This is a genomic window from Paraburkholderia aromaticivorans (assembly GCF_012689525.1).
In the GTDB taxonomy this organism is placed as follows: Bacteria; Pseudomonadota; Gammaproteobacteria; order Burkholderiales; family Burkholderiaceae; genus Paraburkholderia; species Paraburkholderia aromaticivorans_A.
In genome coordinates this window covers 4,027,946-4,040,458 of the sequence record NZ_CP051516.1, presented here as the reverse complement: position 1 = coordinate 4,040,458, position 12,513 = coordinate 4,027,946, and the positions used below count along the sequence as shown (strand labels likewise).

The 12,513-nt window shown below is 55.8% G+C and carries 10 protein-coding genes; 7 read left to right on the top strand and 3 right to left on the bottom strand.

Translation table 11 applies throughout. The annotated features are described in order from the left end of the window. Positions 1-2: 2 nt before the first annotated feature. The 3 genes from HF916_RS46435 (at position 3) to HF916_RS46425 (ending at position 1,936) form a co-directional block, all read left to right on the top strand. Positions 3-713 (top strand): SprT family zinc-dependent metalloprotease, encoded by a 711-nt coding sequence (locus tag HF916_RS46435; RefSeq protein WP_168795286.1) that lies wholly within the window; start codon positions 3-5, stop codon positions 711-713. Between the two features lie 365 nt (positions 714-1,078). Next, complete coding sequence (locus tag HF916_RS46430; protein WP_168795285.1) at positions 1,079-1,669, top strand: hypothetical protein; 591 nt, start codon at positions 1,079-1,081, stop codon at positions 1,667-1,669. Positions 1,670-1,732: 63 nt separating this feature from the next. Next, positions 1,733-1,936, top strand: a complete 204-nt coding sequence (locus HF916_RS46425) for a hypothetical protein (protein WP_168795284.1) — start codon at positions 1,733-1,735, stop codon at positions 1,934-1,936. Between the two features lie 733 nt (positions 1,937-2,669). On the opposite strand, the gene HF916_RS46420 is transcribed toward HF916_RS46425, so the two are convergent. After that, complete coding sequence (locus HF916_RS46420; protein ID WP_168795283.1) at positions 2,670-3,926, bottom strand: hypothetical protein; 1,257 nt, start codon at positions 3,924-3,926, stop codon at positions 2,670-2,672. 155 nt (positions 3,927-4,081) lie between these two features. Next, a complete protein-coding gene (locus HF916_RS46415; protein ID WP_168795282.1) occupies positions 4,082-5,050 on the bottom strand; it encodes a hypothetical protein in 969 nt (322 codons plus the stop codon). 240 nt (positions 5,051-5,290) lie between these two features. Between HF916_RS46415 and HF916_RS46410 the strand changes: the two genes are divergently transcribed. From HF916_RS46410 to HF916_RS46395, 4 genes are all read left to right on the top strand, one after another. After that, the gene (locus HF916_RS46410; protein ID WP_168795281.1) at positions 5,291-5,593 is read left to right on the top strand and encodes a helix-turn-helix domain-containing protein; all 303 of its coding nucleotides are present in this window, start codon (positions 5,291-5,293) and stop codon (positions 5,591-5,593) included. 1,115 nt (positions 5,594-6,708) lie between these two features. Further along, the gene (gene repC / locus HF916_RS46405; protein ID WP_168795280.1) at positions 6,709-8,751 is read left to right on the top strand and encodes a replication protein C, IncQ-type; all 2,043 of its coding nucleotides are present in this window, start codon (positions 6,709-6,711) and stop codon (positions 8,749-8,751) included. Between the two features lie 1,490 nt (positions 8,752-10,241). Then, positions 10,242-10,715, top strand: a complete 474-nt coding sequence (locus tag HF916_RS46400; protein ID WP_240975731.1) for a hypothetical protein — start codon at positions 10,242-10,244, stop codon at positions 10,713-10,715. Beyond that, positions 10,708-11,736, top strand: coding sequence for a serine/threonine-protein kinase (locus HF916_RS46395; RefSeq protein WP_168795279.1), 1,029 nt, complete (start codon positions 10,708-10,710; stop codon positions 11,734-11,736). Before HF916_RS46400 ends, HF916_RS46395 begins: the two co-directional genes overlap by 8 nt. Before the next feature lie 398 nt (positions 11,737-12,134). On the opposite strand, the gene HF916_RS46390 is transcribed toward HF916_RS46395, so the two are convergent. Further along, positions 12,135-12,500 carry a hypothetical protein gene (locus HF916_RS46390; protein ID WP_168795278.1) on the bottom strand — a complete coding sequence of 122 codons (366 nt, stop codon included), beginning with the start codon at positions 12,498-12,500 and terminating at the stop codon, positions 12,135-12,137. Between the last annotated feature and the right edge of the window lie 13 nt (positions 12,501-12,513).

The window sequence follows — 12,513 nt, the reverse complement described above, 5'->3', positions numbered from 1 at the left end:
CCATGCCCATTCTGCAGTACGGCCAAACCGCCATTGAATGGCGATTTCAGCCTGATGCCAAGCTCAGACGGCACTATGTGAGTGTGGAGCGAGGGCGGCCGGTGCTGCTGCGCGGGCCGCTGGTGAGTAAGGCCGAACAGGAAGCCTTGGTGCGCCGTCGTGCCCGCTGGATACGCGACAAGCTGGCGCTGGTCAATCAGCCGCTGCGCAATGACGCCATCGTTACCGGCAGCCGCCTACGCTATTGCGGGCGGACGTATTTCACGGAGGTGCGCCACACACCGGGCATCACGCGACCTAAGCTAGCCTTCACCGCGTCTCGCTTTATCGTCGAGCACCCTGATGGGCCGAGCATCCTGCCCGATGCGATTGCCTTGCTGTTGGAGAGCTTCTACCGGGAGCGTGCCCACGAGAAACTGCTCCAGCGCGTTCGTCACTGGGAACGCCAAACCGGACTGCAATCCAGCGGTGCTCGCATCCGCCACTTCCAGAGCCGTTGGGCCAGTTGCGATACCCACAACGTGCTGGAGTTCCACCCAAGGGTGATGGAGCTGGCGACCACCGTACAGGACTACGTCATCGTTCACGAGCTATGCCATACGGTTGAGAAGAATCATACGAAGGCATTCTGGTCCTTGGTCGCTCAACATTTGCCAGATTGGCGTCGGCAGCATGCGATGTTGGAACAGGCTGCGTTTGGAGGCGCCGTTTAGCCGCAAAACCCCGACCGCAATCTTGGTGAATGATTTACACGAGCGGGGCACGCTACCGCCGAGCAAGAACCCACTGAGCAGGCGTGACTTCCGGACTGACCCGTGCCGGATTAAGCTTCATTCATGGCACCGATGCTAGAAACGGCGAGGGGCGACGTGGAAATATCGGTCCGGCGACATCCGCTCGTCCTAGAAAGTCAAGTCCGCGACGAGCGAAGGTATCTGTCTTTGCGGCAAGCGTGTGTCAAAGGCGAGGACCGAATAATTTCCTTTGGCGATGACCTTTGTTTGCGGCCCTTCGACAGCGGCCCTGATACGTAAAAAAATCGCTAGACAAAAGAGCTTTTCAAAAGGCCTTGTCCAGCATGAAGAATCCTAATCTATCTTCCCATTTCGCTACCGACGAAGGCGCACTCGCGGCCAGACGCTTGTTCGAAGTTTGTCGTTACGACGATAGCGACGTCGAAATCATCGCCAATTTCTTGGTGAGCCTGCACAACCACCAGGTCGCCGCCCCGGACCTATATCTCATCTGCCGCAGCACCGACGACAACTGTTTCCGTGACGTTGTAAAGGTCATGAAATTGTTTCGTGAAGTTGATGAGCGATGCGACCTGCACGAAATTCTCGGTGCTGCGGGCAAAGCGGTGCTAGCGGACTTGATACTTCGTTTTGGCTTGGCAGAGCAACCGACATTTTTACCGAGCAACAAATGCGAGCGGATACCGGCCATCCGGCGAGGGCGACTGCTGCAAGAGCAGGCAGCCCAACAATTGGCCATCTTGCTTAGCTACACGTTTTGCACGCGGCCGGTGGGTGCCGAGTTCGTACCATTGACGGGAGGGCTTGTGTTTGAGATGACGTATAGCGACTGCGCTGTAGTGGTGACGCTTGTATTTTTCGCTGGCGTCGCGTTGGGACGCCTCCGGGGGTTGGTCAGGGACGGTCGGCGGTGACTATACATGAGATGCGGCCCGAAACCGTTATTCCCAAGACCATCTAACAGAGGACTATTCAAAATGAACGAGAAGCCATATCTGTTTATCACGACCCACGAAAGGCAGGAGTTCCATGTTGTCGGTGTACGGGCGCAGTATCTTGACGACGCGATTTCACGGCTTCTCGAGATACCCGAACTGGCGGGGCATCATGTGACTAAAGCCATCGTGGCGACCGATGAGGTTTTGAACGCGCTCAGGCATGTACTTGTGTCACGAGCCTGAACCGTAGGTCACATTCATAGGTTGTCGGCGGCAGCAGGACACGACAAGACAACCATAAAATGCCGGGCGGTCCATGCGCCCATGATTGCCCTCCGCTTAAACGGAGGGTTTTTTTATGGCAATTGCAGTTGCGCTTACGAAATCGCTTATTGCAGCCTCAAGCGACTGAGGAAGCGCAGATATTTACTGCAGTACTTAACATATATATAGTCGACCTGAAAACATCATGTGAGGAGGTCGTTATGCGTGCGCTAGGAATTTTTCTTCGGGTTAACGTTGCGGCCGCTTTGGTCGGTGGAGTCGTGACGCTACTCCTTGTTTGGCTCAACAACCACCCCTCAGAGCCGAGGACGTGGTATGCCGGCTTGGTCGAGTGGCAGGGGTATTTCTGGTGTTGCTTAGGTTTTGTTTGGTTCGTTATGTGTTGCGCAGCGGTCAATGGCACGAGCGTGTCAGCAGGCGACTCCTGTTCGGATGAGATGGATTTATTTGCAACGCCAACGACCCCATCGTCGTTCGGGGTGCATCCGACGACTGGCAACATAACTTGCAACGGCGTGGATTGCGACGGAAATATGTCTGGCAGCTTCCTGTCGTCGTTCGACTGATGCTTTCGCTGTTGCCGCAGAAGCCGACCGCGCGGACCACCGACTTCATTTCGCTGAACAGTCTCCCGGTGTCGGACTTCTTGCTTGCTGGAATTCGAAGCTTACTTCGGAAAAGCTAATGCAGTTTATGGGCTCGTGCCTGATGGCGCGTTGTCCGGACCATCCTGCCGGTTCTGCGCTTCACGATTTTGGCGTAATTCAATCGAAGGAGCCTGTACGTTGGAAGCGATAGTGCCTGAATAAGCCGCGTTTGGCATTGCCGCGATGAGTGCGTTCATTTGCTGTAGGCGCGCGTCATCGAACAGCAGCGCGTTATTCACGGCACCAGCCTGCGCGAGTCGCGTCTGAAGTTCAAGACCCGTGCGCGGGTCCATGCCGAGTAAAGCCATTCTTTCGAATGCCCACCTATCAGCTTCGTCAAATGCCGTTGAAGCGGCCCAGTCGAGCCCCCAGAGCTTCGCCTTGCTGGCTGCTGCCGCCACGGTCGCTTGAGCAGCAGTTTTGGCTGCTCGCTCCTCGACCATTTGAGTAGCAGCAGACCTTACGGCGGCACCGGTTACCGCGACGGCGCTGGTCGAAGCAGTGGCAACCGACGGACCCACTCCGAACGTTGCAACGCTGATGGCTTGATTCACGATAGCTTTCGCGGCAAAAATTGAATAGGAGTAGCTTTTCATTCGCGTGCCGCCTTGCTCCGAAAGGCCTTGCGTCCACAGCACCACCCATTCTGCCTCAGCCGGTGTGAGCCCAATGCGAGCGATTTCCTCCGGGTGCGCGGATGCTTCCCAATGGTAGACATGGGCGTTGGCGTATTTGCCAGGAATGGCGAAGGAGACGCGACCACGGCATATTCGTAGCGGGGTAACATTTACGACGACGCCGCTATCGAGAGTCATGTCGAACGGCGCCCCCTTGTTGGTCAGGTCGGCCAGCCTTGCAACCATTTTTCGGGCGTTATTGCTTCGATAGCCGTTTAGTTCGGCCACGATGTCTCCGGGCGCCGCAGCGAGGCCCGGAGAAGTCGCGGTAATACGTAGGTGCTCGTCGACGCCCATGCCGCGAACCCATGCAATCTTGGCTTCTGCCGATTGCCCGTCAGAGGTTCCGAATGCAAATGGGAGTTCCCACTGGGTTGAGCAATTCTTGTCGTGGAGTTCGGCGGATTTCACAATAGCCGGACGTAGCGCTCGCGTCCCCTCGCCATATGTGCGGATTTGCGCAAGCAGGGTATCGTCCACCTTTCGACCGTCATCAACTGTGTACGTTGTCGAGCAGCCGGCCAGAATCGCCAGCGTAGTGACAATAGCAGCGAGTTTGACCCTGCTGAACGCGGAATGTTCGCCCCCGTGGATGGCAGCCGGTATTTTATCGACGATAGTCATAGAAAGTTTTTAGAACGGGACGAAAAGTAACGTCATTCACCTGCACGAATTAAGGAGGTAGGTATCCTGATAAGCTATGCGCGCTCACACGGGCCGTCGCGGGAAAATGGCTGCGAAGTAGTGTCAACTGCTCCTTGGCGGCCCGACCACTTTGATTATTCGCCCAGCACGAGACGTTGGTCGAGCGTCGGTCTTTGTGCTTCTCCGTTGTAGAATGCTGCGGACGCCACGCCAGCCGGGTAGATGTATTCGATGGGTACCCACTGCTCGTTGCCGAACCCTTGGACAGCGACAGCGACTTTCACCGACGTTCCACGTACCTCGAGAACCCGTCCGAAATTTGTCTCTGAGCCGCTGCGGAGGGACCTGCGGAGAGTGTTTGCTTGCTGCTCGATGCGCGCGGTGTTTGTCCTCGTGCGAGAGAGCACAAATTCGCGAGCTTTGGCCGCATAGCCCATGGGGTCGTACGTACCAAATGAGCCGAGGCCGCCATAGGCCAATGCAAACTCGTAGTAGCACGTGATACTCGGACTGCTCGTGCACTTGGCCCAGCGCACTTCATACTCTCGTTCGGCGCGGATTTTCTGGAACGACTGGTAATTCCGAGGCGAAGTAAATAAATCGGAATGTAGAACGATTTCGCGAATGGCATTCGGGTCGATTTCATAACGCTCAAGCCCATTAGGTCCCGTTTTTGAGGCTGCACCGAGTGTAATTGCATCGGTTACGCCGTCCGCGATTTCCCCATGACGCGGCTTGACTATCCGACTAGCGCAGCCATTAGTGACCCGGATGTCACCTCTCCAAGCGGGATTGCATGAGCCAGTGCCGCTGCTGTCGAATCCGCCGCGCACTCCCGCGACGTGATAATCCCTAACGCGAGGAAATCCTCCCGATATTTGTACTGGACTGCCCGGCCCCGCTTCGGAGGCGAGGAACAAGACCTCTTGGTGGCTGTTTTGCGGATACAGCCTGTCGGTATATTCATCCACCTTCGTCCAGTCGCCGGTAGCCTGCTGTTCGAGCAATACATAGGTGCCAACGTCGGATGGTTCATACGCGACGGCGCGAAATTTCTGCGCCTTGCCCGATGTACCGACAGGAATTGAGTCGGTGACACTCACGCTCGCGCAACCGGCGAAGACTAGGGAGCCCATTGCTGCCACGATTGTTGCGCGAACAGCGAACCATGCACGAATTGACGCTGGCATATGTAGTTTTATTTTAGTTGTGTAGTTGGCCTTCCGCCGAACGCGGACACCCGAAAACCGTCGACAATTGTAGACGTAAAGTATGTAGATGTAAAAGCTGTCGATTAATTGGCTGTAGACGCTTACGCGTCAACTACGGATGCTTGCCGCACTATGGCAACTACTCCGAGCACGGCCGCCCACATCCGCCAGCGCTTGGCAGCGAACATACGTGAGCAGCGGCAGCGTCAAAAACTTTCCCAGGAAGCGCTGGCGGACTTGGCTGGATTGCATCGCACTTACGTCAGTCAGGTCGAGCGCACGGTGACGAACGTCTCGCTAGATAACATCGTCCGGCTCGCCGAGGCGTTAAATCTGGATGTGCACCTACTGCTGTTGCCCCGCAGTGATGCGCAGAGCCAATCAAACGAAGGAGTGTCGCTGGCACATGACCGGAAGGCGCGGCCGCGTAAATAAGTCATCGGCGACGGTCTAAGGACGATGCTCTACCGGGGACGAGACAACTTTCAGGCGAGCGTCGCTGAGCGGGTACAGCTACCGGACTCTGGGCAGGCGTGCCGAACCGCGCCACTCATCGAAGTTTGCATGGCGCCAAAACTTGCTCCCTCGACTACTAATCGATGTTCCTACTCGACACTCGGTTGTTGCCCAACAGAGGAATTTCGGTTTCTAGCGAGTAGCGCATTGACCACGTCAGCGGCGGTCGGGTGACCCCCCCAATCTGCGTCTTCGGCCTTCTATCTGCTTGATATCGCAAATATTTTCTGTCTCGAGCTTTTGCCGGAGTGTGCTTGGCCGCATCGTTCAAGGCACGAATTTCATTAGGTTTGACTCACGTAACGATTCGCTATTGTCTCCTTCACGCCCTTAGCGCCTCGTCGGCCGTGCCGCCAGACTCTTAACTACTGCGAGTCCGGACTTTCGATGTTCGAGCGAGCCGCTGGTTGCTGCGTGGTGCGCTAAGAACCGTCGTCAAACCTTGTGAGAAAACTACGTGACAGAAATTAACGGGCTTTACATCAAGACGCTGAATAGTCTACGGCTGTCGGCTTTACGTGCTACATGCATAAACGAATCAATTGATTGGGCAATAAGGTCTCTTGAAAGATGGATTCAGTCCACAGAGCCTGGAAAGGCGACCGAATGGACCCGTTATGGCAACCCGGACTTCCGAGGAGAGGCGAATTGAAAAAACTCTCTGTACTAACTCAGCCAGTCGATTTCATTCGAAACCTGAAGGAGCGTGAGGTCAGAAATCTCCGCCACGAGGGTGTCTCCTGCTCGACGCGGTGGGTGGTGTCTCCTGCAGGAGATGGCCATTGCGGATATCTTTTCCGACCGTGCGCAACGGGCGGTTGGAACAATGCCGATGTGTTTGCGTTTCCGGTCTGACAAAATTGCGGAGCTGATTGTCAGCTAGTTGCTGCATTCATTCGAGCGCGCTTAACTGGCGTAAATCCCGTCGGTTAGACGGCTAAACATCTCTCGCTACTCATATGTGCAAGGTCTGCCCACGCGGTATCAGTTCACCGATGGCGCGTGTTTCAAATGACAATCACATGGAGTAGCAGATGGAGTTAGTCAGTCCCGAAACCGCCCAGCCGCAGTCGTTGGCGAACGCGACATCCGACGTACAGCTGCGGTCGCCGGCGGTATTTGCGATGTATGACCCGGTGTTGGCCAGCATGCCTGTATTTCGGCCGGTCCCGAAGGGCGGGGCACGTGCCCCGCTCGAACTGAGCCGGCGTTTCGGTGCCGACGAGCGAATTCTGACAATCACGCGAGCGGTTCAGAGCGTGCAGACACAAACAACGTTGCTGACTACCTTGGCTCTCGCGCGGATGCAAGGAATCATGGTGAGTAGCAGCAAAGGGGACCGATGGTCAATCGGTCAGGAACTAAAGGCCACTGGACCTTGGGCAACCGCGCCATTCTCGGTTGTCGAAATTGACTGGACCGATTTGGCACTTGCGCATGGATACGCCCAAGCTAGCGGCAAGACTAAAAAATTGATAAGCGAGAATTTGACGCAACTGTCCGATATGTGGGTTTTCGAGACTCAAGACGAATGCATCGAATCGACGCGCCTGCTGGCCTATCAGACGCCGGACAGGCACCGCGTGGTCATCGCGTTGAACGCTAGGTTCCACCAAACGCTATTTGGCGGTCCGTATGCGTATATCTCGCTAGCTGAGCGCCGGCAACTGCCATCGGACACAGCGAAGGCTCTGCATGTCTATCTCTCTACCGGGGTTAGGAGCATCGAGCGTCGCGCGTTTCTTATCGACCGATTGGTTGAGCGGATTTATGGAGAAGGGCCGAAAGGTGGCATTGCACGCGGCCGCCGAGCGGCGGTCAAGGACGCACTTTGGGCTATCGGCAGGTTGGCGGGGTGGCGTTGCGAACTTGATGACACTCGAGTTTGGGTATCGAGGCAAACGGTCGTCGGCGCGCATGGCGGCACGAATTCATCGACTACGAGACGGGTGCCTGCAGCACCGCTCGAACTATCGGGCGCACAGAAAGAACGAACGTCAACGTTTGACGAACCATCGTCGACGCTTTGCGAACTATCGAATTCTGCCGTGCTAGAAAACCTGGGAATTTCAAAGAAAAACGAGGGAAGCGCAGCCGCCTCTATCAACTGTGCCATTAGAGAGGGTTCAATTAAAAATGCATTCTCTATTGCTAGTCAGGAAGCCACCGACGGCGGCATCGATTCGCTAACTGCGGGGCGCAGTCTAATGGACCTATTTGACCACGCGCCCCCCGTGGGGGAGAGAATCGGCGGAATGACGCAGAAACCGATGAAGCAATGCGATGCGCAGCTTGACTGGCTGCGTCGAGCCGGCATAGGAACGTTTGACTTTATGGTCCGACGTTCGACAGGGGAGGCCATACCGCGCCTGAACGTCGACGGTTCGAGTGTCGATGAACTGCTGGCGTGGTTTCGCCATGAAAATGCTGGAAATGTCGCAGACATCTACGTTCGCGCCGCGCGAGGTCATTCCTGGCCAGTGGTATTTCTCGATGACGTCCGGCCCGAAACTGCGCTCCGCATCGCAGCCAGCTACAACGCTGCCGTTGTCGAGACGTCTCTCAAGAGTTGTCATGTTTTTTTGCAGGTCGATTCAAACTTGGACGAGGATATGCGTTGCCAGGTACAAAAGCGTCTCGCCGGTCTCGTGGACGGAAACGGGGTGCTGGGCGACCCTGCTTCCGTTAGCGGGGAGCATTTTGGGCGCCTTGCCGGATTCAAAAACCGGAAGCCAAAGCGCGACAATTGGGTCAACCTCATTTGGACAAGTACGAATTTGCGTCCTCTCCCGCTCGCGGTGCTGAATTTGGAGCGCGGGACCTCTTGGGATTCGAAGCGCAGAACACCCGCCGGTTTCACTGCTACGTCCGTCCGCGAAGGCAGGGATACGAGCGCATCAGGGCAGGACTGGCGACGAACAATGTCGGACTTGGAAGCTGGGAACTCCGCTGCTGAAGCGACGGCGAAACTGGAGCGTAGCGCGGCAGTGCGAGGGAAGACTGGTGCGGCTTCTTATGCGCGCCGTACTGTGTCAAAGGCGCGGGCCAAGATTCAAGGGCGAACATCGTCGCACTGAAAAGTGATAATGCATGCTGCGCGGCGCCAGGAAAAAAGGAAGCCCCTCACGAAGAGGGGCTTGAATGTCGTTTTTTTATACCGGCTGACGTCCGGTTCCTTTAATGCCTATAACATCGCTGAGAGGTACGCGCACGGCGCTATACCTCGTTTGCCATTGACCCGCCAAGGCCACCAGCGTATGCAGCGGTTCGCCAAAACCGCTGCCATATGAGCCACCCGCAGCCAAGCGCGGTGGCCGTCCCTTCGTTTCCACTTTTCTGCTTTGTCGTCGCCACAACTCCGTCCAGGATTGACCCCGGATTTCATAGTCGAAGCGACACGCTCATACACTCTCGAGGTTATCGGGTTCGTTAGACCCGCCCCGCCATGTGCCGCATGGCGAGCTTCCGAGTGCATTTTGCTCCACTTAGTCTAAATTCTTGCGTTCATGCAGACCGCGCTTGCCTCAATCTATACAACGATGTCACGGGCTAATACCGTCTTTCGGCAGGTCGAACCGGGAGAAGCACCTTGCCTACTAGTTAGAGTCGTTTTGCGTATAAATTTTCCAGCATGTCCAGGCACTGATGGCCCTATAGCGCACTTGCACTTTCCGAATAGCACCCCGAAGGGCGCATTTACAGGTTTGAGCTCTCAGCCCGCCTGCAGGCCTCCAGGAAGCTACTCCTGGTCACCATTGGGTCGGCCGACCGGTCTATTGCACTCGCAATATCCAGCCGAGACACGCCTCGCGACGTGAGATTTCGCAGCCATCCTGTTCGGCATAGGTTGCGCGCGTTTCGCGCACCTCCCTAGTCGAGACTCGCACTCGATTATCAAATAGACAGGGTATCCGGGGCATTTCCTACCCGGGCCCGTTTCGCGTTCGCACCTGTTCACCGGCAATGAGCCGAGTGCATGGGATAAGGCGACGGGATTACTCCAACTCCGAAGAGTTGGGATTAGTCCGCCGCCTCCCCCTCGCACGTGACGAGCTCCATTACGAGCATCACGCGCCACAAAGCATATCCGGCTGGCAGGCCGAACTCGGTCACGGACCGAAGTGGATAAGGGGGCGTTGGCGCGCCCCCAATACGAAATACGTTGGGTGTTGGCGCACCTTGGCCGATGCTGACGATGCTATTCGTCATGGCCTCTGACAGAGTATAGATAGCCGAGCGGACCATCGCCGCGAACCGCCGCGTGAATGAGAATATATCGATTGTTCCGGCGTACTTGAGCTTTTCGCCAATCGAGCATTCGCGAATACGGCCACCCGCAAGCGAGCGGCGCAACTAAACAGCTTGGGGAGCGGCGAACAGTTACTAAAGTAGCGGACCGTTTCTGCCGTTATCCAAACGAGACGCGTGCTAGCGCACATTGTGCGGCCGGCTCCAGTGAGCGGAGAGAGTGCAAGGGCTTCAGCTATACTGCGCGTCCATATCACCCTGACGAGGGATATGCTTGCCGCCCTCGGTTCTGCGCGAGGCGCGAACACGGATTAGCGCCATGCCGGAGAGCGAAGTGCGAACAATCGGAATACGCGTAGCGCCGAAACGGGTCACCTTTGTTGTGTACGACACGGACGAAGCGGCAATCGTCAACATCGAAGGAATCAACGTTCCAAAAGCGATGGACACGCCTGAGCAATTGAAGTTCGTGCGCAATACCATTTTAGATGTCATTCGAGAATATGGCGCCAAGCGGGCCGGTATCAGGGTTACTGAAGGTATCGCGCGAAATCCATCAATCGAGCGATTCGAACTTGAAGGGGTCATCCAAGAGGCTTTTGCGAGTAGCGATTTGGAAGGCTACTTTTGCGGTCGAATCGCAAGCATTGCTGGCAAGCTTGGCATACCTCGTGAGCAACTGAAATTGCACCTCGACGGTGAGGTGGATTACGAGGAGGTGGAGAATTGGATGCGGCATAGCCGGGAGGAGCGCGAGGCTATCGTTACTGCGATTGGAGCGGCACATGCTTAAGCCGAATACGGAAGCAAAATTGTGTTTCGAGCTCGGCGATGAAATAGGTTCGGAGGGCAAGAACTCGAAGGTATTCCGCGCTCGCGACCTGCAATTGGACGCCGAGCTTGCGATAAAGCAGGTCAAAAAAGCATCGATTAAAGACGCAGCCGATTATTATCGTGAGGCGAGCGTTCTATATCTTGGCGACCACGCTAACGTGGTGCCGATTCACTACGCGTGTGAGGACACGGAGCACATTTATCTCGCGATGCCCTACTACCCGCGCGGGTCGCTTAATCGCGTTCTCGAGCAGCGCTTTCTGACCGTCAGGGAAATAATCCGCTATGGCATCCAGTTCCTTAGCGGACTGCACAACATCCACTCGAAGAAGTTGATTCATTTCGACATCAAGCCCGACAACATCATGTTATCGAGTCGCGACGAGGCCCTTATATCCGATTTCGGTCTTGCCCAACGAATGAGGAACGACGGTAAGGCAGAGCCGCAGGCGAGTTACTTGAAGAATATCCCGCCCGAAGCGCTAGTAGACTCGGACCATACGGTCGCTTTTGATATTTACCAGGTCGGTCTGACCTTGTACAAAATGTGCTGTGGGAACGATGCCTTCTATGACCAGTTGAAGGCATTCCAAGCGTTTCCAGAGTTCGCCACGGCGGTCGAGAAGGGCATTTTTCCGAACCGAACAGCTTTTCCCGCGCACATTCCCGCTCCGCTTCGCACACTCGTGAAGAAATGTCTGGCCGTCGATGTCGCCGACCGCTATGTCGCAGTGATTGAGGTAACAAACGCGCTGGGCAACATTGATGGCCATGAACTAGACTGGCAATACGAAGTCTTCCCCGATGGCGTCCGGGAGTGGGCCAAGGCCAGTGATGGCCGCGTGTTAACGCTTTCGGTGACGGCGGAAGGAAAATCCAGTGCGACCAAGCGCACGGACAAGACGACATCGCGAATTAGAGACTTCTGTGTGCAAGAGATTGATGAAAGAACCATACGCAACTTCTTGAAGGAGCATTGAGTGTCCGCTATCAAGAATCGTGAAACGTCGTACTTAACGCGTGCGAAGTTGGCGTCTCCAAAGCCCGCTGGCTCGGCTAAGGCTTCGGCGTCCCGCGTTCAGGACCGTCCTCGCCGTCCCATCGACTACATCGATGCTGCGGGTTATGTGCATTGGAAACTCGTGACCAAGCGCTCAGCGTAAGAAACTTGCACGACCATGCGCAGCCTGACCAAGCAATTTTAGGGGCAAGGTCAAGGTCTCATCGCTACGGAATTTGCATGAAATTACGCAGTGCCAGGCCTCACGGAAACGGTCTCGACGACAAGCTTTCACATCTCATCGTAGGCGTATGTCTGACTTACCTCGGCTGGCAGACAGCGATTGACGGATAGCGACACGCGTATGTGCGTTCTCGGTCACTTTCTGTCTTTCTTCCGGAGGCTAATGTAGGCAGCCTTCATCATTTCCTCAAGCGCGTCCTTCGAGCTTTCACTCAAGTCTGGGTCAGACCTGAGCTGAGCGGTTGCCAGTGCTAGGGGTTCACCTTTCTGCGGTTTGTTGTTTAGGCTGACAAAGTCCGACAGACTCAAGCCAGCCCATGTCGCCAAAATGGCCAAGCTCGAAGCGTCGGGCTTTCGACCCTTGGCCATCCGTGTCAACGTCGTCGCGCTGACACCGGTTTCTAGACTCGCCTGCTTCCACGTAATCTCCCGCGCTTCGACCGTAGTCGCGATGGCTCGGTAGAACGCATCGCTATCGAACACTCGCTCTATTTCATTCATGAAAATTCATCTC